At 63.7% G+C, this 24,821-nt stretch carries 23 protein-coding genes; 15 read left to right on the top strand and 8 right to left on the bottom strand.

The genetic code is table 11. The features are described from left to right. Positions 1 to 114 precede the first annotated feature (114 nt). A complete protein-coding gene (locus tag JQ621_RS02540; RefSeq protein ID WP_212232838.1) occupies positions 115 to 261 on the bottom strand; it encodes a hypothetical protein in 147 nt (48 codons plus the stop codon). A 188-nt stretch (positions 262 to 449) separates the two neighbouring features. Between JQ621_RS02540 and JQ621_RS02535 the strand changes: the two genes are divergently transcribed. From JQ621_RS02535 to mgtE, 5 genes are all read left to right on the top strand, one after another. Then, a complete protein-coding gene (locus JQ621_RS02535; protein WP_212232837.1) occupies positions 450 to 2,795 on the top strand; it encodes a sensor histidine kinase in 2,346 nt (781 codons plus the stop codon). 17 nt (positions 2,796 to 2,812) lie between these two features. Continuing rightward, on the top strand, positions 2,813 to 4,183 hold the full coding sequence (gene ntrX, locus JQ621_RS02530) for a nitrogen assimilation response regulator NtrX (RefSeq protein WP_212232836.1): 1,371 nt from the start codon (positions 2,813 to 2,815) through the stop codon (positions 4,181 to 4,183). A gap of 237 nt (positions 4,184 to 4,420) precedes the next feature. Further along, positions 4,421 to 4,669, top strand: coding sequence for an RNA chaperone Hfq (gene hfq / locus JQ621_RS02525; protein ID WP_007591126.1), 249 nt, complete (start codon positions 4,421 to 4,423; stop codon positions 4,667 to 4,669). An 11-nt stretch (positions 4,670 to 4,680) separates the two neighbouring features. Then, positions 4,681 to 6,075 (top strand): GTPase HflX, encoded by a 1,395-nt coding sequence (gene hflX / locus JQ621_RS02520; RefSeq protein WP_212232835.1) that lies wholly within the window; start codon positions 4,681 to 4,683, stop codon positions 6,073 to 6,075. A gap of 199 nt (positions 6,076 to 6,274) precedes the next feature. Next, the gene (mgtE, locus tag JQ621_RS02515) at positions 6,275 to 7,639 is read left to right on the top strand and encodes a magnesium transporter (protein ID WP_212232834.1); all 1,365 of its coding nucleotides are present in this window, start codon (positions 6,275 to 6,277) and stop codon (positions 7,637 to 7,639) included. Positions 7,640 to 7,734: 95 nt separating this feature from the next. Here mgtE and mazG read toward each other — a convergent pair whose 3' ends face one another. Beyond that, positions 7,735 to 8,553 carry a nucleoside triphosphate pyrophosphohydrolase gene (gene mazG, locus JQ621_RS02510; protein ID WP_212232833.1) on the bottom strand — a complete coding sequence of 273 codons (819 nt, stop codon included), beginning with the start codon at positions 8,551 to 8,553 and terminating at the stop codon, positions 7,735 to 7,737. A 127-nt stretch (positions 8,554 to 8,680) separates the two neighbouring features. On the opposite strand from mazG, the gene queC reads away from it, so the two are divergent. Both queC and JQ621_RS02500 read left to right on the top strand, forming a co-directional pair. After that, positions 8,681 to 9,394: a 7-cyano-7-deazaguanine synthase QueC gene (queC, locus tag JQ621_RS02505; RefSeq protein WP_212232832.1), complete on the top strand. Its 714-nt coding sequence runs from the start codon at positions 8,681 to 8,683 to the stop codon at positions 9,392 to 9,394. Between the two features lie 200 nt (positions 9,395 to 9,594). Next, positions 9,595 to 10,599 (top strand): alpha/beta fold hydrolase, encoded by a 1,005-nt coding sequence (locus JQ621_RS02500; RefSeq protein WP_212232831.1) that lies wholly within the window; start codon positions 9,595 to 9,597, stop codon positions 10,597 to 10,599. 123 nt (positions 10,600 to 10,722) lie between these two features. Here JQ621_RS02500 and JQ621_RS02495 read toward each other — a convergent pair whose 3' ends face one another. Genes JQ621_RS02495 through nthA form a run of 3 tightly spaced genes read right to left on the bottom strand, consistent with a single transcriptional unit; the run spans position 10,723 to position 12,391 of the window. Continuing rightward, positions 10,723 to 11,100 (bottom strand): nitrile hydratase accessory protein, encoded by a 378-nt coding sequence (locus tag JQ621_RS02495; RefSeq protein ID WP_212232830.1) that lies wholly within the window; start codon positions 11,098 to 11,100, stop codon positions 10,723 to 10,725. Next, positions 11,100 to 11,759: a nitrile hydratase subunit beta gene (gene nthB, locus JQ621_RS02490; RefSeq protein ID WP_212232829.1), complete on the bottom strand. Its 660-nt coding sequence runs from the start codon at positions 11,757 to 11,759 to the stop codon at positions 11,100 to 11,102. The genes JQ621_RS02495 and nthB overlap by 1 nt, the downstream gene beginning before the upstream one ends. Next, on the bottom strand, positions 11,756 to 12,391 hold the full coding sequence (nthA, locus tag JQ621_RS02485; RefSeq protein WP_212232828.1) for a nitrile hydratase subunit alpha: 636 nt from the start codon (positions 12,389 to 12,391) through the stop codon (positions 11,756 to 11,758). Before nthA ends, nthB begins: the two co-directional genes overlap by 4 nt. Positions 12,392 to 12,512: 121 nt before the next feature. Between nthA and JQ621_RS02480 the strand changes: the two genes are divergently transcribed. Both JQ621_RS02480 and JQ621_RS02475 read left to right on the top strand, forming a co-directional pair. Next, a complete protein-coding gene (locus tag JQ621_RS02480; protein ID WP_212232827.1) occupies positions 12,513 to 13,319 on the top strand; it encodes an enoyl-CoA hydratase/isomerase family protein in 807 nt (268 codons plus the stop codon). A 100-nt stretch (positions 13,320 to 13,419) separates the two neighbouring features. Beyond that, on the top strand, positions 13,420 to 14,895 hold the full coding sequence (locus JQ621_RS02475; protein WP_212232826.1) for a DASS family sodium-coupled anion symporter: 1,476 nt from the start codon (positions 13,420 to 13,422) through the stop codon (positions 14,893 to 14,895). 147 nt (positions 14,896 to 15,042) lie between these two features. Here the strand turns inward: JQ621_RS02475 and JQ621_RS02470 are convergent, their stop codons facing one another. Then, on the bottom strand, positions 15,043 to 16,017 hold the full coding sequence (locus JQ621_RS02470) for a helix-turn-helix domain-containing protein (RefSeq protein ID WP_212232825.1): 975 nt from the start codon (positions 16,015 to 16,017) through the stop codon (positions 15,043 to 15,045). A gap of 176 nt (positions 16,018 to 16,193) precedes the next feature. On the opposite strand from JQ621_RS02470, the gene JQ621_RS02465 reads away from it, so the two are divergent. The 3 genes from JQ621_RS02465 to JQ621_RS02455 all read left to right on the top strand — a co-directional run bounded on the left by JQ621_RS02465 (position 16,194) and on the right by JQ621_RS02455 (position 19,680). After that, complete coding sequence (locus JQ621_RS02465; RefSeq protein ID WP_212233778.1) at positions 16,194 to 17,390, top strand: serine hydrolase domain-containing protein; 1,197 nt, start codon at positions 16,194 to 16,196, stop codon at positions 17,388 to 17,390. A 15-nt stretch (positions 17,391 to 17,405) separates the two neighbouring features. Further along, positions 17,406 to 19,391: a primary-amine oxidase gene (locus tag JQ621_RS02460; protein ID WP_212232824.1), complete on the top strand. Its 1,986-nt coding sequence runs from the start codon at positions 17,406 to 17,408 to the stop codon at positions 19,389 to 19,391. A gap of 97 nt (positions 19,392 to 19,488) precedes the next feature. After that, positions 19,489 to 19,680: a hypothetical protein gene (locus tag JQ621_RS02455; RefSeq protein ID WP_212232823.1), complete on the top strand. Its 192-nt coding sequence runs from the start codon at positions 19,489 to 19,491 to the stop codon at positions 19,678 to 19,680. 57 nt (positions 19,681 to 19,737) lie between these two features. On the opposite strand, the gene JQ621_RS02450 is transcribed toward JQ621_RS02455, so the two are convergent. Further along, positions 19,738 to 20,304: a helix-turn-helix domain-containing protein gene (locus JQ621_RS02450; protein ID WP_212232822.1), complete on the bottom strand. Its 567-nt coding sequence runs from the start codon at positions 20,302 to 20,304 to the stop codon at positions 19,738 to 19,740. A 185-nt stretch (positions 20,305 to 20,489) separates the two neighbouring features. Here JQ621_RS02450 and JQ621_RS02445 point away from each other — a divergent pair, with 185 nt between their 5' ends. Next, positions 20,490 to 21,308: a hypothetical protein gene (locus tag JQ621_RS02445; protein WP_212232821.1), complete on the top strand. Its 819-nt coding sequence runs from the start codon at positions 20,490 to 20,492 to the stop codon at positions 21,306 to 21,308. Between the two features lie 31 nt (positions 21,309 to 21,339). Here JQ621_RS02445 and JQ621_RS02440 read toward each other — a convergent pair whose 3' ends face one another. Continuing rightward, on the bottom strand, positions 21,340 to 22,056 hold the full coding sequence (locus JQ621_RS02440; RefSeq protein WP_249124605.1) for a c-type cytochrome: 717 nt from the start codon (positions 22,054 to 22,056) through the stop codon (positions 21,340 to 21,342). A 110-nt stretch (positions 22,057 to 22,166) separates the two neighbouring features. Between JQ621_RS02440 and JQ621_RS02435 the strand changes: the two genes are divergently transcribed. Continuing rightward, on the top strand, positions 22,167 to 22,925 hold the full coding sequence (locus JQ621_RS02435) for a CBS domain-containing protein (protein WP_212232820.1): 759 nt from the start codon (positions 22,167 to 22,169) through the stop codon (positions 22,923 to 22,925). 851 nt (positions 22,926 to 23,776) lie between these two features. Beyond that, positions 23,777 to 24,808, top strand: a complete 1,032-nt coding sequence (locus tag JQ621_RS02430) for a TRAP transporter substrate-binding protein (protein WP_212232819.1) — start codon at positions 23,777 to 23,779, stop codon at positions 24,806 to 24,808. Positions 24,809 to 24,821: the final 13 nt, after the last annotated feature.

Raw genomic sequence — 24,821 nt, 5'->3', positions numbered from 1 at the left:
CCGGACCGCGCTGGCCGTTCGTGGCAGGCGCGGAGCGCGGAGAGCAGATGTCGCGATACCGCCGAAATGTTCCGTTGGAGCGTGAGCCCTGCGCCGCGGGTCGCAGCGCCACACCTATCTGATCAGGCGCGCCACGACAGGCTGAAGATTGGCCATTTCGGCCGTCTGCTCCTGCCTGCTCGGGCCATTGACCAGGAGGTCGGAGGCCGCGATCAGCAACAGCATCGCCGAAACCATGATTGCGAGAAAGAACCTGTCCATGCCGGGTCAAGCCGGAATGGCCAGGTTCTGTTCCGCCGGGGGTCGGCAAGGCCGGTGCGATCCGCTGTGGATGCGTCCGCCCGTCGCGGCGAATGCGCCGCGGAATTGTCGCAATTTGGCAACAATGTGGTACGAATACATCAGTATCCGCCCCCGAGCGGACCCCGTTTTCAGCACCCATTGCCGGAATGACCAGCGCAGAGACCTCGGCCGCATCCTTTGACACGGCCCCAGCTGAAGAGCCCCGGCGCTGGTCGGCGCGACGCTGGCTGGCTCCGTTTGCGGTGGCGCTGGCACTGCTCTCCGCGTTCCTCACCTTCCTGGTCCTGACGGGCCTCACCAAGATCGAGCCGACGCCGGAAGTGGTACGCTCGTTCTACCTGATCAACGCCGGCACGATCCTGCTGCTTGTCGGCATCATCGTCCGCGAGCTCTGGCAGCTGATCCTGGCCAGGCGTCGGGGCCGGGCCGCGGCGCGGCTCCACGTCCAGATCGTCAGCCTGTTCTCGATCGTGGCCGTGCTGCCGGCGGTGCTGGTCGCCGTCGTCGCCAACGTCACGATCGAGCGCGGTCTCGACCGGCTGTTCTCGGGTCCGACCAAGGAAGTGATCCAGAACTCGCTGACGATCGCGCGGGCCTACATGAACGACCATGCGCAGCTGATCCAGGGCGACATTCTTGGCATGGCCAACGACATTGCCCATGCACGGCCGCTCTATGATCAGGATCGGCGATCGTTTCGCGAAATGCTGACGGCCAGCGCCGCCTCCCGCAACCTGCCGGGCGCGATGATCATCGACAAGAGCACCAATATCCTGGAGTCCGCCGACACCGGCATGCGGCTGACCTATTCGCCGCCCGCGCCGGAGTTCCTCAGCAATGTCAAGGAGTCCGAGCCTGAGATCGCGATCCTTCCGGACGCAAGCTCCGTCGCTGCCGTGATCCGCCTGCGCGCCTTCAGCGATACGTTCCTGTATGTCGCCCGCCCGCTCGACCCGAACGTCGTCAATCAGGTCAACCAGACCGAGATCAGCGTCGCCGAATACGCCCAGATCGAGTCGCGCCGGCTCGGCATCCAGGTCGCATTTGCGTTGATGTTCGCGGTGATTGCGCTCACGATTCTGATGGCTTCCGTACTGATCGGCCTCAACTTCGCCAATTCGCTGGTGGCGCCGATCCGGCGGCTGATGAACGCGGCCCAGACCGTCTCGACCGGCGACCTCCATGTGAAGGTCCCCGTGCATCAATCGGAGGGCGATCTCGCCCAGCTGGGCGAGACCTTCAACAAGATGACGCAGGAGCTGCGGAGCCAGCGCGACGAGCTCGTCAACGCCAGCGACCTCATCGACAGCCGCCGCCGCTTCATCGAGGCCGTGCTGTCCTCGGCGAGCGCCGGCATCATCGGCGTCGACGCCTCGGGCAGCGTTGGCATCCTGAACCGCTCCGCCGAGAAGCTGATCGGGCATTCCGAGGCCGAGACGCTCGGCCATCCGCTTTCCGACGTGCTGCCCGAGCTCGACGAGATGATGAAGGCGTCGCGGGAAGGGGCCCAGCGGCTGGTGCAGGGCCAGATCACGATCACGCGCGAGGGCACTGAGCGCAACCTCTCGGTTCGGGTCAGCGCCGAGAAGAACCAGCCGCACGACAGCTACATCATCACGCTCGACGACATCACCGAGCTCGTCTCGGCGCAGCGCACCTCGGCCTGGGGCGACGTCGCGCGCCGTATCGCGCACGAGATCAAGAACCCGCTGACGCCGATCCAGCTTTCGGCCGAACGCATCCGCCGCAAATTCGGCAAGGACATCACCGAGGCCAAGGACAAGCAGATCTTCGAGCAGTGCACCGACACCATCGTGCGCCAGGTCGACGACATCAGGCGCATGGTCGACGAGTTCTCGCGCTTTGCGCGGATGCCCAAGCCCGTGATGGAAGGCGAAGACGTGGCCGACACCGTGCGGCAGGCGGTATTCCTGATGAAGGTCGCGCATCCCGAGCTCGATATCGAGGCCGAGTTCAAAGAGGACCCTCTGCGCGCCCAGTTCGACCGCCGGCTGATCTCGCAGGCGGTCACCAACATCGTCAAGAACGCGACCGAGGCGATCGAGCAGGTCCCGCCGGAAGAACTCGGCAAAGACGGGGGCAGGGGGCGTATCGACGTGGTGGTGTCGCGCGAGGGTGAGGACGTGCTGATCGACGTCATCGACAACGGCATCGGTCTGCCCAAGGTCGCGCGCTCGCGGCTGCTCGAGCCCTATGTGACGACCCGCGCCAAGGGCACGGGCCTTGGACTTGCCATCGTCGGCCGCGTGCTCGAAGACCATGGCGGCCGCATCGAGCTGAAGGACGCCTCGGATTTCCGCGAAGGCCAGCGCGGCGCGTGGATGCGGATGCGCTTTGCGATCTCCGGCGAGGCCAAGAAGGCCGATGGAGCCGACCCGGCGCCAGAAACAAAAGACCCGGCGGTCGAAACCAAAGAGCCGGCTGAAAAGACCAATGATTCAACGAAAATCGAAGCCGCAACAGGCATCTGACAAGACAGGCGCGACCCATGGCAAGTGAAATTCTGATTGTCGATGATGAGGCCGATATTCGGGATCTCGTCGCGGGCATTCTCGAAGACGAGGGTTTCGTCACAAGGACCGCACGCGACAGCGATTCTGCACTCGCCGAAATCGCCAACCGACGGCCGCATCTGGTGTTCCTCGACATCTGGCTGCAGGGCTCCAAGCTCGACGGCCTGCAGCTGCTGGAGCAGGTCAAGAGGGACAATGCCGACCTGCCGGTCGTGATGATCTCCGGTCACGGCAACATCGAAACCGCGGTCGCCGCGATCAAGCGCGGCGCCTACGATTTCATCGAGAAGCCGTTCAAGGCGGACCGGCTCATCCTGGTCGCCAACCGAGCGCTGGAGAACTCGCGTCTCAAGCGCGAGGTCAAGGAGCTGAAGCAGCTTGCGCCGAGCGCAAGCTCGCTTGTCGGCCGCTCGCCGAGCATGAACCAGCTGCGCCAGACCATCGAGCGCGCGGCCAAAGCCAACAGCCGCATCCTGATCGTCGGCCCCGCCGGCGCCGGCAAGGAGCTGACCGCGCGCACGCTGCATATGGCCTCGGGCCGCGCCGACGGTCCGTTCGTCGTCATCAACGCGGCCGCGATCACGCCCGAACGGATGGAGCACGAGCTGTTCGGCGTCGAGCAGTCCAACGGCGAGCACCCGCGCAAACCCGGTGCGCTCGAGGAGGCCCATGGCGGCACGCTGTTCATCGACGAGATCGCGGACATGCCGCGCGAGACCCAAAACAAGATCCTGCGCGTGCTGGTCGAGCAGTCGTTCCAGCGCGTCGGCGGCACCGCCAAGGTGCAGGTCGACGTCCGCATCATTTCGTCGACCGCACGCAATCTCGAAGAGGAGATCGCCGCCGGTCATTTCCGTGAGGATCTCTATCACCGCCTCTCGGTGGTGCCGATCCGCGTGCCCGCGCTGTCGGAGCGACGCGAGGACATCCCGGAACTGATCGACTATTTCATGGAACAGATCTCGGCCGGCAGCGGCCTGCCCAAGCGGCAGATCGGCCAGGACGCGATGGCGGTGCTGCAATCGCATGTCTGGCCCGGCAATGTGCGTCAGCTCCGCAACAATGTTGAGAGAGTCATGATTCTCGCCGCCGGCGGTCCGGAGGTGATCATCACCGCCGATATGCTGCCGCAGGACGTGGGCTCGATGGTGCCCGCGATGCCGACCAGCAACAATGGCGAGCACATCATGGGCCTGCCGCTGCGGGAGGCCCGCGAAGTGTTCGAGCGCGACTATTTGATTGCCCAGATCAGCCGTTTCTCAGGAAATATTTCTCGAACGGCCGAGTTTGTTGGCATGGAACGGTCGGCGCTACACCGCAAATTGAAGGCGCTCGGCGTCGGCTAGCGCCCGACGTCCTCTGGGATTTCCAAGAAAAATCATCTGTTTCCGTAATTTTTCGGAGAAAACCGTCGGGGTCTGCCGCCTCAAGCGGCTTGCCTAATAACCCGACCTGTCCTCTAATCGAGCAGCTGTTCCTCCGAGGGGGATCTCATGAGGGACGGCGACCGGACGAAGGCCCAAATGCTCAGAACAGGGCCACGACCGGCGCAATAACAAGAAACTCAAAGCGAGAAAAAAACAATGGCGGCAGACCGCGCACAAAACCTGCAGGACACCTTCCTTAATCACGTTCGCAAAACCAAAACGCCACTGACGATCTTTCTGGTCAACGGAGTGAAGCTCCAGGGCATCGTAACCTGGTTCGACAATTTCTGTTTGCTGCTTCGGCGCGACGGTCACTCGCAGCTCGTTTACAAGCACGCGATCTCGACCATCATGCCGGGCGCTCCGATCCAGCTGTTCGAAGGCGGCGAGGATCAGCCGGCTTGAGAGTGACCTGATTGGACCCCCGAAATTTCGACGGGGATGCCGACCGTTCGCGGCCGGCAGGGGCTAAACAGACGGGGCGGGTGCTTGTCATCGGCCCCTATTTGCGTGCGCGCGCGGGAAGTGCCGAGGCGCAATCGGAGAGTCATGGCTCTTCCAGTCAAATTTTGCGTGACGCCGGGGCCCGGCTCGATGAAGCCGCAGGCCTTGCGCGCGCGATTGATCTGGTGATCGCGGATGCCATCCTCGCGCCAATCAGCCAGATCCGGCCCGCTACCTATATCGGCAAGGGCAAGGTCGAGGAGATCGCCGCTCTGGCAAAGAGCCTCGACGTCGAGCTCGTGGTGATGGATTGCGCGCTGGCGCCGATCCAGCAGCGCAACCTCGAGAAGGAATTGCATGCCAAGGTGCTCGACCGCACCGGGCTCATTCTGGAAATCTTCGGCCGCCGCGCCAAGACCAAGGAAGGCTCGCTCCAGGTCGAGCTTGCTCATCTCAACTACCAGCGCTCGCGCCTGGTGCGGTCATGGACCCATCTCGAACGCCAGCGCGGCGGTTTCGGCTTCATGGGCGGCCCCGGCGAGACGCAGATCGAGGCCGACCGCCGCCTGATCCAGGAGCGCATCACCAAGCTCGAAGGCGAGCTGAAGAAGGTGCAGGCGACGCGGCGGCTCCATCGCGCCGGCCGCCGGCGCGTGCCGTATCGCGTGGTCGCGCTGGTCGGCTACACCAACGCGGGCAAGTCGACGCTGTTCAATCGCCTGACGCGCGCCGACGTGCAGGCTGCCGACATGCTGTTCGCAACGCTCGATCCGACCCTGCGCGCGCTGACGCTGCCGCATGGTGGCAAGGCGATGCTGTCGGACACCGTCGGCTTCATCTCCAATCTGCCGACGCAGCTCGTCGCCGCCTTCCGCGCCACGCTGGAGGAGGTGCTCGAAGCCGACGTGATCCTGCATGTTCGCGACATCTCGCATGAGGACGCCGAGGCGCAACAAAGCGACGTCGATGCCGTGCTGCGCCAGCTGGGTATCAACCCTGATGATAGCGGCCGCATTATCGAGGTCTGGAACAAGATCGACCGCTACAATGCAGAGCAGCGCGAGGAGCTTCTGAATATCGCCGCACGCCGGCCGGAGGATCATCCGGCCATGCTGGTCTCGGCCGTGTCAGGCGAGGGGATCGATGAACTCCTGACGGCGATCGAGAATCGTCTGGCAACCAAGCGCATGACGCTCAATCTCTCGATCGCGGCCTCCGACGGCGCCGGCATTTCCTGGCTGCACCGCAACGCCGAGATCCTGAACAAGCAGCTGCATGGCGAGCGTTTCGACATGACCGTGCGTGTCGACGAGACCAAGCGCGATGTCGTGATGAATCGCTTCGATGCGGAGCCGCAGGAGGGGTAAGGCAGGCTCAATTGGCCGCCGCTTCGCGGGCAACCTGCCGGTGGATTGCGATCGCGAGCCGACCAACCTGGCTCCCGCCAACACCTCAGATGACACCAGCATGACGCCGAGCAGGTGTGACAGCCTGCCGCACTTTCTGTTTGAATTCGACGGCGCCTTGGTCCATTGCCCTTTCGGACCGTTGAGGTGAGGGACGATCATGCAGAATGCGACCGAAGCAGGTGAAAGGCCCGGCAACGGAACCGGGGATCTCTCCCTGGAGCGTGCTCCCGACATCGTCGAGGCCATGAATGCCCTCGAGCCGGACAAGGCTGCAGCCATCCTGCGATCCTTGCCTGCCGAAAAGGCAATCGAGGTGCTCGATCTGCCGGGGCTTGCCAACACCTGCGAAATCATCGCGGAACTGCCGACGGAAACGGCGGTCGCACTGCTGTCCGGCGTCTCCGACGACCGCGCCGCCGACATCTTCAAGGAATTGATCGAGCCGCTGCGCACCACGCTGCTGAACGGGCTCAATCCGGAGACGCGGAACGTCATCTCCGGGCTGCTGGCCTATCCCGAGCGCAGTGCGGGTAGCATCATGACGACCGAGTTCGTCAGCGTGCCCTCGACCTGGACCATTGCCCAGGTGCTGCATCACATTCGCATGGTCGAGCGCACCCGCGAGACGGTCTATTCGATCTTCGTCGTCGATCCTGTCACGAAGACGCTGATCCAGGCCGTGCCGCTGCGCCGCCTGATCTCCGGCGATCCCCATGCCAACGTCTTGACGGCCGCGCCGGCGCGGCGGCCATTGATGGTCGCGCCGGAAGCCGACCGCATGGAGGCGGCGCGGCTGATTTCCCGTTACGACGTGCTCGCGGTCGCCGTCGTCGACGGCCCCGGCCACATCCTCGGCATCGTCACCGTCGACGACGTCATCGACGCCATCGTCCAGGAATCGACCGAGGACGCCCAGAAATTCGGCGGCATGGAAGCGATCGATGAGCCGTATCTGCGCATCAGTTTTGTCGAGATGATCAAGAAGCGCGGCGGCTGGCTGTGTGCGCTGTTCCTGTCGGAAATGCTGACGGCCACCGCGATGCAGAGCTACCAAAGCGAGCTCGAGAAGGCGATCGTCCTGACGCTCTTCATCCCCTTGATCATGAGCTCGGGCGGCAATTCCGGATCGCAGGCGACCTCGCTGCTGATCCGCTCGCTCGCGCTTCATGAGGTGCGGCTGCGTGACTGGTGGCGCGTTGCCCTTCGCGAGCTGCCCACCGGCATGACACTCGGCGCCATTCTCGGCGTGATCGGCATCGTCAGGATCACGCTCTGGCAGACTCTCGGCTTGTTCGATTACGGCCCGCATTGGGGCCTGGTCGCCGTGACAGTCGGCGCTGCACTGGTCGGGATCGTGACCTTTGGATCGCTGTCAGGATCGATGCTGCCGTTCATCCTCAAGCGGATGGGCTTCGATCCGGCAAGCGCGTCCGCTCCGTTCGTGGCAACCCTGGTCGACGTCACGGGGCTCGTCATCTATTTCGGTGTCGCTGCCGTTATTCTCCGCGGCACGTTGCTCTGAGAGGCGCGTTGCTTCAGCGAGGGCGCCGTCGAGCCGTCTCGAGCGCCGGCGCGGCGGCTTCCGGTTCTGCCTGATGTCCCCTGCGCGTCCTCGTGTCAGGCCTCCGTCTTCGCGGCATTCCACAGCGCATCCATCTCGGCCAGCGACGCCTGCTCCAGCGTGCGCCCCTGCGCCTCCAGCGCCCGCTCGATATAGGCAAACCGCCGTTCAAATTTCGCGTTGGTCGCGCGCAATGCGGCTTCGGGATCCGCGTCGACATGGCGGGCGAGGTTGACCAACGCAAACATCAGGTCGCCGGTCTCCTCCGCGATCTCCTGCTTGTCGTTGCGGTCGAGTGCGGCCTCGATCTCGTCGGCTTCCTCGCGGATCTTTTGCAACACCGCGCGCGGGTCGTTCCAGTCGAACCCGACGGTCGAGGCTTTGCGCTGCAGCTCCATGGCGCGGGTCAGCGCGGGCTGGCCGGCCTTCACGCCCGAGAGCAGCGATTTGTGCTTCGGCGCAGCTTCCGGCGGCCGTCGCGCGGCGCGCTCGGCTTTCTCCTCGGCCTTGATGCGGTCCCAGACTTCCTTGACGTGGGAGGAGGCGAGATTGCCCTCCTTGTCGGCGAAGACGTGGGGATGGCGCCGGATCATTTTTCGCGTGATGGCTTCGACGACATCTCCAAAGGCAAACGCGTTCTGCTCCTCGGCCATCCGGGCGTGGAACACCACCTGCAGCAGGAGGTCGCCAAGCTCTTCGCGCAGGTCGTCGAGATCGCCGCGGTCGATGGCGTCGACCACCTCATAGGCCTCCTCGATCGTGTAGGGCGCGATGGTCGAAAAATCCTGTTCGAGGTCCCAGGGGCAGCCGGTCACCGGCGTACGCAGCGCCGCCATGATCTCGATCAGGCGGGAAATGTCGCGGGAAGGGGTCATTGCGGGGGCAGTCTCCTGGGTCCGAAACCTTATGCCAAAAGCGGGCCGCCGTTCCCAGCGCGGTGCACCGGAACAGGCCGATTTCCACCGATTGGCTGATCCATTCCACAGTGCTAAAGCGCGGGCCATGAGTGACGCATTTTCATCACAAACCGCGTTGGTGCTGTTCTCCGGCGGTCAGGATTCCACCACCTGCCTCGCCTGGGCGCTCAGCCGCTTCGCGCGCGTGGAGACGCTGGGGTTCGCGTACGGGCAACGTCATGCCGTCGAGCTCGACTGCCGCGACCAGCTGTTCGACGGCATCAAGAGCCTGCGCGCGGATTGGGCGGAAAAGCTTGGCGACAGCCACACGTTGTCGATCCCGACGCTCGCAGCCGTGTCCGAGACTGCGCTGACGCGCGATGTCGCAATTGCGATGGGCGCAGATGGTTTGCCCAACACGTTCGTGCCCGGCCGCAATCTGGTGTTCCTGACTTTTGCGGCGGCGCTGGCCTATCGGCGCGGCATCGCCCACATCGTCGGTGGCATGTGCGAGACGGACTATTCCGGCTATCCCGATTGTCGCGACGAGACCATCCGCGCCATGCAGGCCGCGCTCTCGCTCGGCATGGCGAGGACGTTCGAGTTGCACACGCCCTTGATGTGGATCGACAAGGCCGCGACATGGAAGCTCGCGCATGACCTCGGCGGCGACGCGCTGGTCGATCTCATCCGCGCGCAGTCTCACACCTGCTATCTCGGTGAACGCGGCGCGCAGCATGATTGGGGGTACGGATGTGGCGAGTGCCCGGCGTGTAGCCTGCGGGCGAAGGGGTGGCGGGAGTTCGTCGCGGGAAAGTAGCCAAGGAAATGGTGTCATAGCCCGCGAAAGCGTACACGCCGAGAAGCTCAGTTACAAAAAAGACGCAGGTCGCCGCAGAGCAGGATCTCCGGCGCGCCCAAAAGGTAATTAATTTATCCTGGAGATGTCGTTCCGTCTCTCGCTCGTTCGACAGGCTGTCTGCAGAAGCATCTGCAGTCACAATCGAGCAAGAGGGAAAGATGAGCGAGCCGAAGCAACGAATTGTCGAAAGTAATGGGATCCACCTCAATATCGCTGAGCAGGGCGAAGGACCGGCCGTATTGCTGGCCCATGGCTGGCCGGAATCCTGGTACTCGTGGCGACATCAATTGGGCGCCCTTGCCGCAGCCGGCTTCCATGCCGTAGCCCCCGATATGCGCGGCTATGGCAAGAGCGACGCGCCCGAGGCGATCGACAAATACACGCTGTTTCATCTCGTCGGCGATATGGTCGGCGTTCTCGACGCGCTCGGGGCGGAGAAGGCGGCAATTGTCGGTCACGACTGGGGGGCTATCGTCGCTTGGCAGGCGGCGCTGCTGCGGCCGGACCGCTTCAGGGCTGTGGTGGCCATGAGCGTTCCGTTCTATCCACGGGGCATGTCGCTTCGAACCGCGCTCATGCCGCGCACGGAAAACGCGCGGTTCTACATGCTTTACTTCCAGGAGCCAGGACTCGCCGAAGCAGAGTTCGAGCGCGATCCGCGGACCACGTTACGCAACCTGCTGTTTGCCGGGTCGGGCGATGGTGTGGCGCTCGCACGAGCCGCTCAGGCAAGCGGCGGGCCGTCAGAAAATTTCGCGATGGTCCCGAACGGCGGTGAATTACTGCGAGGTTCTGGCGCAATGGCAGCATTGCCGTCTTGGATGACCGAAAAGGATATCGACTTTTATGGAGAGGAATTCAGGCGAACCGGCTTTCGCGGAGGCCTGAACTATTATCGCAACATCGATCGAAACTGGGAGCTGCTCGGCGCGATGGCGGGCCTGCGGGTTTCGGTGCCGGCGTTATTCATGGCCGGCGATCACGACCTGGTGATTTCCTTTCCCGGCACGGAACAGGTGCTCGCCAACCTCAAAAACCTCGTTCCCGGTTTGCGCGGCATCAAGATGCTGGCAGGCTGCGGTCATTGGACCCAACAGGAGCGGCCTGAAGAGGTCAACGCCGCGCTCTTGGAATTTCTTAAATCGCTGCCGGATCACGGCTGACGGAGCATCATCCGGACCGAGTTGTCGGTTTTCCGAAAAGCATGCCCTCGGGCGCGACTCGAGGGATCATGCTCCAACAAAAACATAGAGCCGGATGAAGATTCGAAGAAAAGTCATCACGCACTAGCCAAAATCCTCGTCCCGCAGCTCGATCGGCTGGCCGTGCGGCGTGCGATCCGCGGCGTGGTCCCAGGCATCGCGGTAGCGATGCAGCGTGTCCATCGACGCGACGCCCTTGCGTGCGACGAGGCCCTCCAGCGTGGCGAGCCAGTGCAGGTAATACGTCTCGCCCGTGTCAGGATCACCGGCAGCTTGCGCGCGCTTGATTTCGTCGGCCAGCGCCGCGGCCCACTCGGGCCAGGTGAATACGCCGCGCTCGTGCAGGGTCAGCGCCATGGCAAAGGCCTGCGCCTCCCAGGGTGCGCGGAACACCGGGCCGTCGTCATCGCGCGGAATGCCTGGAATCGCCGCAGTGGCGGCGGCCGCGGCCGTGCTGCTCATCACGCCGGGTCCAGATAGGGCTCGAACGCGTCGATCGAGACCTTCAGCGTCGGATCGCCATCCGCGCCCCAGAGATCGCGGCCTTCGAACACGACGGTGTAGAGCCATTGCGGATTCTCGCCGAGCTCCATCGCCGCCGTGTCAGGAAACACGTGGCAGCCGTGGTTCAGTTCGACCACGCCGACATGGCCGCGCACATAGCGCGGCAGCCGCGTGTGCGTGGCCGGATGCATGTTTTTCGCGCGAACGCGATCGCCGATGTTGAATTTGGCCGCCGCCGGCGCGGGCCGGCCGAACTTGCCGCGCACCATGATGCGCTCGACATTGGCGAGATCGAACTTGCCGTGCTTGAGCGCCTTTCCGGGCGTCATCGCATGGCCGGCGGCAACCTCCTGCCGCGTGAGATAGCCCTTCTCGATCAGCATCTCCTCGAGCCCGAGGAACCACTTCTTGTAATAGGAGCTCGAGAGGTAGACATGGGGCGGCAACGTCTCGCGATAGAAGCGCGACGTGTCGATGTTGTAGGCGCCGGCCGCGCCCATCGCGCGCACCATGGCGAGCACGCGGGATTCCCATTCTTCGTGGAAGACAGGCTCGTTTGCCTCGGGCTCGACCTTGCCGAACCCGTCCATGCCGCCCATGTCGTGCACGCCGTTCACGACGGCGCCCCGGGCGTCCTGGGGAAGCCGGTGCCGATCATGGAGTCGCGCGTGACGAGGTCAGCGAGCTGCTCCTCGCTCCAGCCTCCGGTGCCTGCGGGCCGCATCGGCAGCACCAGGAAGCGGGTCTCGGCGGTGGAATCCCAGACCCGGATTTCGATGTCTTTCGGCAAGGTCAAGCCGAAATCGGCGAGCACGCCGCGCGGATCCTTCACCGCGCGCGAGCGATAGGGCGAGGCCTTGTACCATACCGGCGGCAACCCCAGCATTTCCCAGGGGTAGCAGGAGCACAGCGTGCACACGACCATGTTGTGACGCTCGGGCGTGTTCTCGACCACGACGAGATGGTCGCCGACGCGGCTGACGTGGCCGAGCGTGCCGATCGCCTTGCTGCCGTCCTCCAGCAGCGCCTTCTTGAAGTCCGGATCGGTCCACGCCTTGGCGACGACGCGCGCACCGTTATGCGGGCCGATCTTGGTCTCGTAAGCCTGGATGATGGCGTCGAGTGCGGCCGGCTCGACATAGCCTTTTTCGGTCAGAACCGTCTCCAGCGCGCGCACGCGCAGCTCGGTTTCGGACAATTCCGAATGATCATGGTCGTGATGATGATGGTGGTCGTGATCGCTGCTCATGGTCAAAGATTAAGCGAATCGTTCCCCGCCTGTCGAGCCTTCGTTGCAGCGCAATCCGGCCACGTATGCGTGACGCCGCTTGTGCGCTACGATCAGGCGAACACCAGGTTCGGAGGCGCCCATGAAAGACATCGTCAAGATCGAGAAGGGCCTCGGGCCCGAAGGGCGGATCGCCGTGGTGCGGTTCGACCGTCATGACGGCATCAATGCCTTGTCGCCGGAGGCAATGCGACAGCTGACGGCGGCGGCGCGCGGTTTCGAGGATGACGCAGCAACATCCGTCGTGGTCCTCACGGGGAATCCGGGCGCCTTCAGTGCCGGTTTCGACCTGAAGGATGCCGAAGGACGCGCCCGCAAGGAGATGGATCTCGGCGCGTTGCGGCGGCATCTCAAGCTCGGGCCACGCCTGACGCATGCCTGGCAGGAGATGGAGCAGATCACGATCGCCGCGATCGAGGGGTTTTGCATCGGCGGCGGCGTGGCGCTTGCGGTCGCGCTCGACTTCCGCGTCATGGGGAGCGATGCGCATTTGCGCGTGCCGGAGATCGGGCTCGGCATGAACATGAGCTGGCAGAGCATTCCGCGCATGCTTCATCTGATCGGACCTGCCCGCACCAAGCAGGCGGTGATCCTGGCCGATGAACGCATCGGCGCTGACGAAGCCTATCAATGGGGCCTGGTGGAGCAGGTCGTCGATCCCGGCAGGGCCTTCGACGCCGCCATGGAATTGGCCCGCAAGGTGGCCGCGCAGCCGCCGCTCTCGGTTGCCATGACCAAGCTGACGGTCAACCGGCTCGCCCATGTGCTGGACGATCTCGCCAGCCATATGGATCTGGATCAGTTCGCGCTCGCAAGCCTCAGCGAGGACCACAGGGAAGGGGTCGAGGCGTTCCTGGGCCGCCGCAAGCCGCGCTTCAGGGGACGGTAGACCTCCGACCATTGATCATGGCACGGACAATCCGTATACGCCGCCCGAGGACAAACGGCCCGGCCAACGGGCTATTGGAAGTCGATTGAGGGGAGGGCGTATGACCGCCAGTTCGCAGGCACCTGAGGCGAAAGGCTTTCGCTGGAAGTTGATCGCACCGCTGGTGGTATGGCTCGCGATCTATCTGTGGCCGGTGCCGGCGGGTCTCAATGTCAATCAGTGGCATTATTTTGCGGTCTTCGCCGCCGTCATTACCGGGTTGATCCTGGAATCGATGCCGGTCGGCGCGGTCGGCCTGATCGGACTGACCGTCGCGGGAGTCGCGGGCTATATCGACCCCGATCCCAATAAGTCGCTGCGCTGGATGCTCGCCGGCTTTGCCGAGAGCACGGTCTGGCTGATCGTCGGCGCCTTCGTGTTCTCGATCGGCTACCGCAAGAGCCAGCTCGGCCGGCGCATCGCGCTGGTGCTGGTGCGGCGCCTCGGCACCAACACGCTCGGCCTCGGCTATGCGGTCGCGATGTCCGACTTCCTGCTGGCGCCGGCAACGCCCTCCAACACCGCGCGCAGCGGCGGCATCGTCTATCCCATCATCAGCAACATCCCGCGCATCTATGGCTCCGAGCCGGGGCCGACCGCCGGCAAGATCGGCACCTATGTGATGTGGACCGCATTCGCGGCGACCGCGATCACAAGCTCGCTGTTCTTCACCGCGCTCGCACCGAATGCAGCGGCACTTGCGATCGCCAAGAAGACCGTCGGCGTTGATGTCAGCTGGGGCCAATGGTTCATCGGCTTCGCGCCGCTCGGCATTTTGCTGATGATCCTCGTTCCCCTGCTCAGCTACGCTATCTGCCGGCCGGAGGTGAAGCGCAGTCCGGAAATCTCGGAATGGGCGGCCAAAGAGCTCGGCGAGATGGGCCCGATGTCGCGCAACGAGTGGATCATGCTGGTGCTGATCGTGCTCGCGATGTTCCTGTGGATCGCGGGCTCCAGCCCGGACATTCACGTGCCCTTGCTGGGTGCGAACTTCGTCAACGCCACCACCGTCGTGTTCATCGTGATCTCGCTGATGCTGCTCACCGGCGTGATCGAGTTCGCCGACATCGTCAGCGAGAAGGGCGCCTGGGAGGTGTTTTTCTATTTCACCTCGCTGCTGACGCTGGCCTCGGGCCTCAACGAGATCGGCTTCATCAAATGGTTCGCCAATGAGTTCGCAAAGCCGCTGTCGGGGCTGACGCCGTCGACGGCGATGATCCTGCTGGTCGCGCTGTTCTTCTGGATCCACTATTTCTTCTCGAGCATCACCTCGCATGCCGCCGCGGTGCTGCCCGTGGTGCTTGCGGTCGGCTCCGGCATCCCCGATCTGCCGGTGACGACGCTGGCGATGCTCTGCATGTATTCGCTCGGCCTGATGGGCGTGATCTCGCCTTACGCCACCGGACCGGCGCCGATGTATTACGGCAGCGGCTATATCGGGAAGGGCCAGTTCTGGGGCTTTGGCCTGATCTTCGGGGTGCTCTATTTCGCCGGACTGCTGTTGATCGTGATGCCCTGGCTATCCATGGTCCGGTGAGCTTCGGCCCGGGATGATACCGTCGGCAGGAGGATTTTCTTCCCTGGCGGGGGATTGGGAAGACTTCGTCCAATCCCTCGCAAATATCTGAAATTGCAAGAAAGAATGGAAACGGCGCTGCCGCGGTGCAGCGTTGCCATCGGGCGATTATCTGGCACGCCGCAGCGTCTCCGAGGGCAGCTCGGAGAAGTGGCGCTTGTAGTCCAGCGAGAACTGGCTGAAGTGCCAGAAGCCGTGCTGCACGGCGACGTCGTAGACTGACGTCTCATCGCCGCGCTTGAGAGCCCGCCGCACCCGGTTCAGCCGCATCGCGCGCCAATAGTGCATCGGGCTCGTGCCCAGCACCTCCTGGAAGCAATAGCCGAGCTTGCGCGGGCTGGCGCCGACAGCCTTGCAGACCTCCAGCAGCGAGAGGGCGCGGTCGCCGCTGCCATGCATCAACGCGCGAGCGCGGTCCACTGTGCGCTTGCGCGCCCCAGCGCTGCGGCCGGGATCGGTGGGACGCGCCGTCGGCAGCATGTCCATGATCTCGACGAGGAGGGCATCTTCCAGCGCCTGACGGCTGGCGGGATCGTCGAAGCGCTCGGGCGCGGTCGTGACCGTCTCCTGGATCGCGGCAAGATGCGCACGCAGCCGCGCGACCGGCGCTTGCGCCATCTCCATCGCGCGCAACTGGTGCCAGACCGCCCGCGGCAGTTCGATGTCGAGGATAGCGGCGAGTTCCTCGATCAGCGCTGCGCTGGTGACAATGCCTCGAAACTCGAACGCCCTCGGCGTGCACATGTCGACCTCGGCCTCGATGCAGGTGATCACCTGGCTGCCGGCGACGCTGGCGCCGTTGCAATTGACCTCGCCGTCGCCGTGCCAGGGCAGGCCGATGCCAAAGCTGTCGGCGCCGAGCTGGCCGTATTGGCGAACCTGCTGGCTGGTGATCTCGCGGAATACCTCGACGCGGGGCAGTGAAAGCTGGGTAAAGCTGCCAGTGAACGCACCCGCGCTGATCTGGTCGTAGCACAGCCGCCAGCGGCCGAGCGCGGCGCAATGCTCATCCACATCCCTGCTGCTCGCCTGGAACAGGCTGGCAGGCGAGTCCTGAATCGGAAGAGTTGCGCTCAAGGCCATGACGGTCCGTCGGAATCCGGTCGCCGATCAACCAGCAGGAATGACACCAGACTGGCACGGCCACGGGTGCTGTCCAGCAAAATATTGCGGGAATTCGATAACGCGCTGGGGCGCCCGGGTGCAGTCTTCGTCGGTGCCATTTCCGGCATCGGAGCCGGGCCAGCGGAGGGATGAAGATGCGACCGACCGAGATCATGCGCGGCAGCCCGCCTTCGCTCGAGGCCCAGGTCACGCGCGCCAACTGGCGCAGCTTTCCAGCCATCCGCTGGGGCTTCACCCACACGCGCGAGGTGTTGCCGACCGCCGAGATCCGCCGCTCCGCGCAGCCGACGAAGATAACGAGCGCGCCGCGCGAGCTGGCAAAGCTCGCCTTCACCGCCCCCGATGGCATCAAGACCACGATCGAAGCGACGCTGCGCGAGACCTTCGCCGATGCGCTGCTCGTGATGAACAGGGGTACGCTGATCCACGAATGGTATGGCGACGGCATGAGCGTGACCACGCCGCACCTGATCTGCTCGATCAGCAAGGCCATCGCCGGCACGCTCGGCGGTGTGCTGGCCGCGCGTGGGCTGGTCGATCCGGAGGCGAGGGTGGTGCGCTATGTGCCGGAGCTCGAGAGTTCGGTCTATGGCACCTGCACGGTCCGCAACCTTCTCGACATGGCCGTCGCCATCCAGTTCGAGGAGGACTATGAGGATCCCGCCGGGGACGTCGCGCGCTACCGCTTCGCCTCGGGCTGGGACGTGCCGCCATCAGGCGTCGAGCCCGGCCATCAGCGCGCCTATCTCGCAACGCTCCGCGGCACCGGCAAGCCGCATGGCAAGGTGTTTCACTACGTCTCGACCAACACCGAGGTGCTCGGCTGGGTCTATGAGCGCGCCTGCGGCATGCCCTACCATCGAATCCTCTCGGACTGTCTCTGGCAGCCCCTGGGCGCCGAGGAGGACGGCTCGCTAACGCTCGACAGCCATGGCATGGGCCGCCTGGCGGGCGGTATCTCCGTCACCGCGCGCGACCTGCTGCGGTTCGGCGAGATGATGCGCAATCGCGGCGTGGTGGAGGGACGGCAGGTCGTGCCGGGCTGGTGGATCGACGATATCAGAGAGAACGGAGACCCCAAGGCCTGGGCCGACGGCGACCTCGCCGAGTTCTTTCCGGGCGCGCGCTATCGCAGCAAGTGGTTCACGATCGATCCGGCGCGCAACGCACTGACGGCGATCGGGATCCACGGCCAGCACCTCCATGTCGATCTCGACTCCGACACCGTCATCGTCAAGCTCGCGACGCAGCCCAAGGCGATGGACGTTCCGATCGACCAACGCTGGTTCGCGGCCTTCCGCGCCATCGCGACGCATCTTGCCCCGCGCTGACATCTGGACATCATCATGCTCGATACCGTCAAAGCCAAGCCGTCAACGCAGACCGCGCCGCCGCATCCGCTCGATCCGCTGACCGCGGAGGAGATCACGGCGGCCTGCGCGCTGGTTCGCGCGGCCGCGACATCGCCGGAGAACTGCCGTTTCCCGACGGTGCGGCTGGAGGAGCCGACCAAGCAGGAGCTGGCCGCGGGCGGGACATCGCGCCACGCTTTCGCGCTGACGCTCGACGTTGTGACGGGCGAGGCGATCGAGCACATCGTCGATCTCGGCCGCGGCGAGATCGTTGCCCGCAAGGTCATTCCGAACCGCGAGGCGCCCTACGGGCAGCCATCGGTGATGCTCGAGGAATTCTTCAAGTGCGAGGCCGTGGTCAAGGCCGATCCTGGCTGGCGCGCGGCGATGGTTCGGCGCGGATTGACCGACAAGGATATCGAGCTGGTCCAGGTCGACCCATTCTCGTCCGGCTTCTTCGATTTCGAATATGAGCGCGGCGCCCGCATCGTTCGCGCCGTCAGCTTCTTTCGCGAGCATCTCCAGGACAACGGTTATGCCCATCCGATCGAGGGCGTGGTCGCCGTCGTCGACCTGATCAGCGGCAAGGTGCTCCACCTCACCGACGAAGACCCCGTTGTCCCGATCCCGCGCAAGAAGCGGAACTATGGCGCCCATGAAGTCACGAGCCCGCGCACCGACATCAAGCCGCTGCATATCGAGCAGCCCGAGGGGGCGAGCTTCCAGGTCGACGGATGGAAGGTCGATTGGCAGAAATGGAGCTTTCGCGTCGGCTTCACGCCGCGCGAGGGGCTGGTGCTGCACCAGCTCGCCTATCAGGACGGCGCGCGCAAGCGCTCGCTGATCCATCGCGCCAGCGTCACCGAAATGGTGGTGCCCTATGCCGATCCGACCGCCAACCATTTCTGGAAGTCGGCGTTCGACGCCGGCGAATACGGGCTCGGCATGCTCGCCAATGCGCTGGAGCTCGGCTGCGACTGCCTCGGCCACATCCATTATTTTGACGTGCCGGCCGCCGACAACCATGGAAATCCCTTCGTGATGCAGAACGCCATCTGCATGCATGAAGAAGACTACGGAATTGCCTGGAAGCACTACGAATTCCGCAACGGCCTGTTCGAGGTGCGCAGATCGCGGCGGCTGGTGATCTCGTTCTTCGCCACCGTCGGAAACTACGATTATGGTTTCTACTGGTATCTCTACCAGGACGGCACGATCCAGCTCGAGACCAAGCTCACCGGCATCATCCAGACGGCCGCCGTGCCATCAGGCGAAAAGTACCAATGGGGCGGCATGGTCGATGACAATCTTGGCGGCCCAACGCACCAGCACTTCTTCAACGTGCGCATGCACATGGATCTCGACGGCGGCGGCAACACCGTCAGCGAACATGAGTTCGTGCCGCGGCCCTGGGGTCGCGACAATCCGCATGGCAACGTGTTCGACACCACGACGCGCGTGCTCTCACGTGAGCGCGATGCTGCTTGCATTGCCAATGGCGAGACCGGCCGGTTCTGGAAGATCAGCAACCCGAACGAGATCAATTCGGTCGGCAATGCACCCGCCTACAAGCTCGTGGTCAATCCGAGCCCGCTGATGCTGGCGCAGGAGGGCAGCTACGTGCGCAAGCGCGGCGGTTTTGCCACCAAACATGTCTGGGTCACGGCCTTCGACAAGGACGAGAAATACGCCAGCGGCGATTATCCCAACAACCATGCCGGCGGCGACGGCCTGCCGCGCTACGCCGCGCAGAACCGCAACATCGAGAATACAGACATCGTGCTGTGGCACTCGTTCGGCCACACCCACATCTGCAAGCCCGAGGATTTTCCGATCATGCCGGTCGAATATGCCGGCTTCATGCTGAAGCCGACCGGTTTCTTCGCAGCCAATGCCGCGGGCGACATCCCGCCGGACCGTAACAGCCGCAGTGTGCTCGCGGGCGGGCAGAAGGATGGCGGCGGATCATGTTGCCACTAGAGCCGGGCGCGCGGGTTCCTGCTTGACGCAAGCGCTTGCTGTTGCAAGGCTCGTGGCTTGGCTTGCCGCCGTTCAGCGGCCAGAGGAATGAGCCCAGATGTTCGTCGATCTGCCCGGTTATTGGCCGCCGGAAGACCCGCGGCCCGATCCTCCCCGGCGTCGTCTCTCCATGCGGGAACAGAAGGTATTGGTCTGGTTGATCGGCGTGAATGCGCTTCTGCTGCTGATCGCGCCGATCGGCGGCGCCTCCTTGGTTCAGCTTCTGATCCATTTGGCCGGGCACTATTGAGCTCTCCAGCCGGGCCACGGTGCTGAAGGCCGGAATGGACAGCGAAATCTCGCGCAGCTAGCGAGGCGGGCAGGTGGCAGCACCGAGCCACTCAACCGACGGCGATCCGATCGACGCCGGGCCAGCGACCAGACTGTCGAGGTCAACCAGGAACAGATCGGCCATATGGGTGAGCTGGTGGAGAGGGATGCTGATCTCGCCCCGTTCGGCGCGTTCAACGAATTCGGGCGAGACGCCGACGAGGTTCGCAATCTGGGCCTCGGTGTAGCCCCGCGCCTCGCGCGCGCCCTTGACCTGCGCGCCGATATGCCGCCTGTGCAGGGCCTGCTCTTCCTCGGTCATCATCAGGGCCTGCTCGTCCAGGCTCGCAATGCCGTCAGCGAATGCGACGCCGAGCAGCCGTCGTTTCTGCCAGGCCACATGACAGGGCTTGCGCAGGCCGTCGGTGAAAATCAGCGTGGCCTGTTTCGGAAACGCCAGCGACCAATCGAGCTTCAGCCGCGCGCCGGTGCCGGAGACATCAGCGATGGTGCAGGGGATGCTCACGGGTCCCCTTGCGCCGTCGAACTCGATGATCCCGGTCCTCGCCGTGGATTGCCTGGTCGCCGCGCGCAATTCGCTCATGGACGTCGCCCCCCGGAAAAGTCAGTCGCCGATTCTACCTCTGGGGGTCCCCGTGCTCAATTGAACCTGACCGGCATGGTGAAGGATTGGTTCTGCGGTGGAGCAGGCGGCCGCAGGGGATGAACCTTCCGGCCCGTCATCGCCACCAAGATTGGATATCGTCCCCAGCCGTCCGGAAATTCCCGATGAGATCGCTTGCCTTGCTCTGCCTGCTCGCCTTTTTTGCCGCGCCCGCACACGCGGCTTCTTCCGAGCAGCACTATCTCGATCTGCGCGACCGCTATATCGCCAAGTTCTCGAAGGCCAAGGAGAGCGACGAAACGTCCAAGCAGCACGACGCCGCGCTCGACGAGTTGACCGGGGTGCTACGCGGGCTGGTGGGACCGGTGACGATCAAGGGGCTGCCGGCCGAAGGTAAGTCGAACGTCGACACGCTGTTCAGGGAAGACATCGGCTTTGGCCATCTCGACGGGCTTGGATTCGCCACTGAAGGCGACAAGCAGCAAGCCGTGGTGACGACGACCTCACTGCTCAAACACTGGCTGCACGAGCATGGCAAGGACGGCATGCCGCAGGAGATCGATGCCGCGTTCAAGTCGGACCGCTTCTACTATCAGGCGATCCAGGACTCGGCCTTTGCCAAATATGCGGAGCTGTCGATCACCAAACCCGCATCGGTCAGCGCGGCCGTGGCCGTGCTCGGCATACGCGGCAATGGCGACCTGAAGGGAGCACCGCACGAGATCGACGTGGTCGCCATCCAGGGCGAGAGGGTGTTCTTCCTCGCCGCGACCGACGCGGTGAAGACGGCAGAGATCCCGGCTTGCGAAAAAGTCTGGAAGCAGATGATGGCGAAGAAAGTGCCGGAGGACTCCATGGCCAAGGAAGACCGGGCGATGGAGGCCTACACAAAATGCTTCGCCAAGGAGGCGCCGAACCAGAGCTGGTTCGCGGCGGCGGTGAAGAAAGCACAGAGCCAGCTGGAGCAGTTGCCGCTGCGCTAGAGCGTGCCGCGGGAGGCTGGTGGTTCGCGTCTCAACGACGCTGCTCCGCTCGCAAGGTCTCCAGGTAGGCTACGATGGCTTCGATCTGGTATTCGGAGAGCCTCGGATTCGGCATAGCCTGGTCTGGTCCCAGGCGTCGATGGCTTGACGTCAGGAATTGTCGCATGCCGTCGGCGGAGAACGACGGCCGGCTGACGATCTCCCGGAAGCCTGGCGGTGGTGGGCGGAAGGCAGGCGCGTCCTTCACGGCATCAGCGACGACGTGGCATGGTCCGCAAGACGCGTTGGCAAGCGCGCGTCCCTCTGACACCTGGTCTACGAACAGCTGATTGGGGACGGGCAGGGTGAGCGGGATCTGCATGACGAGCGAGGCATATCCGCTGCTCCGATGGCAATCGTTGCATTCGTTTGTCAGGGCGCCATACGACGCCATGAACGCGGCGAGGTCCTTCGACTGAACCGCCTGGCGCACGGCCCCTAGCTGTTCCCTGATGCGACCGGTGCGCGACGGGTCCGCCAGCAATCTGCCGGCGGCTTCAAGATTGGCGTCGATCTGTTGAACCTCGTAATCCGCAAGGCTCCAATTCTTCAGCTTACCCGCAAACCATAGTTTCGCGTGCTGAAGCTGGAGTCTGGTCATGAGGTCGGACAGTGCGACAGACACGTCCGCTCGCACTGCAGCGCCGGCGGCGGACAGCGTCACAAGGGTCGCAACCAACAGAAGCTCTCGCAAGCGCATGATCGACATGTTCCGACGTCGGTCGTCACAATGGCATCGCGGGCCGTCCCTTCGTTGATCCTGATCAAGACGCGATTTGCCAAGTCCAATAACTCTTGGCTCTTGCCGGAGCGAAAGACATGCGCGCGCATCAGATCATGTCCCGACACGTCGTGACGATCAGGCCCGAGGCGCCGATCGCCGACGCCATCAGGGTCATGCTTGCCCATCACATCAGCGGCCTGCCAGTCGTGGACGAGGAGGGGAAGCTGGTGGGAATCATCTGCGAGAGCGACTTCCTCCGGCGCCCCGAAACCGGAACGGAGCACGCGCGTAACCCGTTGCTGACGATGCTGCTGGGCACCACCAGGGTCGCAGCTGAGTTCGTGAAGGAACATGGACGTACGGTCGAGGAGGTCATGACGCGTCATCCGGCGTCGACCACCGAGCAGTCGGAGCTTGCGGAGGTCGCCGATCTCATGGAGCGCCGGCATCTCAACCATGTTCCGGTCATGCGCGACGGGTCCATCGTCGGCATCATCACCCGTTCGGACTTCCTGTCCGCAATTGCAGGCCCGCTGACCAGCGCTTCGGGCTCCTCCAGGGATGACGATCAGGTTCGTCGGTCCGTAATTGCCGCTCTGGCGGGGACACCGTGGCAGCCGGTTTGCCTGAACGTGAGCGTGAAGAATGGCACGGTCATCGTGCATGGCGTCATCAGGGGTGAAAACGCGCATCGAGCGGTCATCGTGGCGTGCGAGAACGTTCCGGGCGTACGAAGGGTGGATGACAGGCTATCTGTCCAGCCTGATCGACCCGACCCCGAGGATGATTATGGCGGAGGCGATTTCGTGTCGCTTCAGATGGAACCGTCCACGTTGGATGACGAGCCACTCTAGTCGGAGCGTACACGGTGATCGCCCGAAGCGATCCACGCGAACGCCGGCCACACGCGCGCTGATCACATCGTGGATTTCGACTGAGGTCCAGACGAATCTCTTGGGCAACCGCTGCGGTGTTTGGTAGCGGACTGGGCAATTCGCTGGCGCAATTCGCGGCGACGTTGCGATCGTCTTCAGCGATTCGGGGCTCTAACCTTGCCTCGTGCCTAAAGTCGACCGACGGGTGTTGGCTGATAGCTTGTCAGCAAGGGGCAGGCGAGCAGGGTGGTGATAGACCTTCACTGTGGCCTCGATTGCGGTCCACTGGATGGCCTTGCGCTACCCGGCGCTGCACTGGTCCGCCTCAACGCCTATTGAACTCCCTGGTTGCCAATTGCTTTGCCGGCTCGACGCTGAGTTCAACAGAAGCCGGCCATTCCGCTTCTTGCTGGTCCAAAGAGCCGCCGGACTCAATTCATCGAGCCGGACTCAAAACAGGACTGACCAGACTCAAAATGGATCGATCGCCACAGGCCGTTCCGATCCGTCCGTCCATATCCGTGATTCGCATAAGGTATATTATGGAATATATTTATACCCAATTAGATCAAATATTTAGGTCTAGATGCTACCACGCCGCATTTGCTCCCACGCCTATTTTTGGCCCAGCGTCTCCAATCTTGACGGCTACTGTGCATGGGGTTGTTTTCGCGTTTCTGTGCCGCCGATGGCCACGCCGAAAGCCGATATTGCCGCGACCTTGTCCGGCTGCAATAAGCGGGCTTCGCGAGATCGCAGATGACTGCTGACCGGACGTCCGTATAGGTTTGCGTCTCACAACAAGAACAAACTTCCGAGGAAGCAGACCCATGGTCTTTTCAACGCGTTTTTCCCGCCGTACGCTTCTCAAGGCCTCCGCCGCGACCGCCGTTTTTGGCGGCGTCAGCGCGCCCTATGTAGCCCGTGCCCAGGCCGCCGAGTTCACTTATAAATACGCCAACAACCTGCCGGACACGCATCCGCTGAACTTGCGCGCCAAGGAGATGGCTGCGGCGATCAAGACCGAGACGAACGGCAAGTTCGACCTCCAGATCTTCCCGAACAACCAGCTCGGCTCCGACACCGACATGCTGAGCCAGATCCGCTCCGGTGGCGTCGAGTTCTTCACGCTGTCGGGCTTGATCCTGTCGACCCTCGTGCCGGCCGCCTCGATCAACGGCATCGGCTTCGCGTTCCCGGACTACGACACGGTCTGGAAGGCCATGGACGGCGACCTCGGCGGCTTCGTCCGCGGCGAGATCAAGAAGGCCGGGCTCGAGGTGATGGACAAGATCTGGGACAACGGCTTCCGCCAGACCACGTCGTCGACCAAGCCGATCAACGGTCCCGACGATTTCAAGGGCTTCAAGATCCGCGTGCCGGTGTCGCCGCTGTGGACCTCGATGTTCAAGGCGTTCGACGCCGCGCCCGCATCGATCAATTTCGCCGAAGTGTATTCCGCGCTCCAGACCAAGATCGTCGAGGGCCAGGAGAACCCGCTGGCGATCATCTCGACGGCAAAGCTGTACGAGGTGCAGAAGTTCTGCTCACTCACCAATCACATGTGGGACGGCTTCTGGTTCCTGGCCAACCGCAAGGCCTGGAGCGCCTTGCCGGAGGATGTTCGCACCATCGTCGCCAAGAACATCAATGCTGCCGCGATCAAGGAACGTGAGGATACCGCCAAGCTGAACGCCACCCTTCAGCAGGAGCTCGCGGGCAAGGGCCTCACCTTCAATCAGCCCACCGTCGCGCCGTTCCGCGACAAGCTGCGCTCCGCGGGCTTCTATGGCGAGTGGAAAGGCAAATACGGCGACCAGGCCTGGGAACTGCTCGAAAAGGCCGTCGGGAAGCTGTCGTAACGCGCTGGAGCCA

The sequence above is a fragment of the Bradyrhizobium manausense genome (assembly GCF_018129685.1).
GTDB lineage: Bacteria > Pseudomonadota > Alphaproteobacteria > Rhizobiales > Xanthobacteraceae > Bradyrhizobium > Bradyrhizobium manausense_D.
This window is presented reverse-complemented; position numbering and strand designations above follow the sequence as displayed.

What these genes read in the sequence shown, in the direction of transcription:
- queC (WP_212232832.1), top strand. Translation starts at nt 8,681, where the DNA reads ATGAGTGACGCATTTTCATCACAAACCGCGTTGGTGCTGTTCTCCGGC.
- JQ621_RS02455 (WP_212232823.1), top strand. Translation starts at nt 19,489, where the DNA reads ATGTTCGTCGATCTGCCCGGTTATTGGCCGCCGGAAGACCCGCGGCCC.
- JQ621_RS02475 (WP_212232826.1), top strand. Translation starts at nt 13,420, where the DNA reads ATGACCGCCAGTTCGCAGGCACCTGAGGCGAAAGGCTTTCGCTGGAAG.
- mazG (WP_212232833.1), bottom strand. Translation starts at nt 8,553, where the DNA reads ATGACCCCTTCCCGCGACATTTCCCGCCTGATCGAGATCATGGCGGCG.
- JQ621_RS02440 (WP_249124605.1), bottom strand. Translation starts at nt 22,056, where the DNA reads ATGTCGATCATGCGCTTGCGAGAGCTTCTGTTGGTTGCGACCCTTGTG.
- JQ621_RS02535 (WP_212232837.1), top strand. Translation starts at nt 450, where the DNA reads ATGACCAGCGCAGAGACCTCGGCCGCATCCTTTGACACGGCCCCAGCT.
- JQ621_RS02435 (WP_212232820.1), top strand. Translation starts at nt 22,167, where the DNA reads ATGCGCGCGCATCAGATCATGTCCCGACACGTCGTGACGATCAGGCCC.
- JQ621_RS02500 (WP_212232831.1), top strand. Translation starts at nt 9,595, where the DNA reads ATGAGCGAGCCGAAGCAACGAATTGTCGAAAGTAATGGGATCCACCTC.
- mgtE (WP_212232834.1), top strand. Translation starts at nt 6,275, where the DNA reads ATGCAGAATGCGACCGAAGCAGGTGAAAGGCCCGGCAACGGAACCGGG.
- nthA (WP_212232828.1), bottom strand. Translation starts at nt 12,391, where the DNA reads ATGAGCAGCGATCACGACCACCATCATCATCACGACCATGATCATTCG.
- JQ621_RS02465 (WP_212233778.1), top strand. Translation starts at nt 16,194, where the DNA reads ATGCGACCGACCGAGATCATGCGCGGCAGCCCGCCTTCGCTCGAGGCC.
- JQ621_RS02495 (WP_212232830.1), bottom strand. Translation starts at nt 11,100, where the DNA reads ATGAGCAGCACGGCCGCGGCCGCCGCCACTGCGGCGATTCCAGGCATT.
- JQ621_RS02540 (WP_212232838.1), bottom strand. Translation starts at nt 261, where the DNA reads ATGGACAGGTTCTTTCTCGCAATCATGGTTTCGGCGATGCTGTTGCTG.
- JQ621_RS02430 (WP_212232819.1), top strand. Translation starts at nt 23,777, where the DNA reads ATGGTCTTTTCAACGCGTTTTTCCCGCCGTACGCTTCTCAAGGCCTCC.
- JQ621_RS02450 (WP_212232822.1), bottom strand. Translation starts at nt 20,304, where the DNA reads ATGAGCGAATTGCGCGCGGCGACCAGGCAATCCACGGCGAGGACCGGG.
- hfq (WP_007591126.1), top strand. Translation starts at nt 4,421, where the DNA reads ATGGCGGCAGACCGCGCACAAAACCTGCAGGACACCTTCCTTAATCAC.
- JQ621_RS02445 (WP_212232821.1), top strand. Translation starts at nt 20,490, where the DNA reads ATGAGATCGCTTGCCTTGCTCTGCCTGCTCGCCTTTTTTGCCGCGCCC.
- JQ621_RS02460 (WP_212232824.1), top strand. Translation starts at nt 17,406, where the DNA reads ATGCTCGATACCGTCAAAGCCAAGCCGTCAACGCAGACCGCGCCGCCG.
- JQ621_RS02480 (WP_212232827.1), top strand. Translation starts at nt 12,513, where the DNA reads ATGAAAGACATCGTCAAGATCGAGAAGGGCCTCGGGCCCGAAGGGCGG.
- ntrX (WP_212232836.1), top strand. Translation starts at nt 2,813, where the DNA reads ATGGCAAGTGAAATTCTGATTGTCGATGATGAGGCCGATATTCGGGAT.
- JQ621_RS02470 (WP_212232825.1), bottom strand. Translation starts at nt 16,017, where the DNA reads ATGGCCTTGAGCGCAACTCTTCCGATTCAGGACTCGCCTGCCAGCCTG.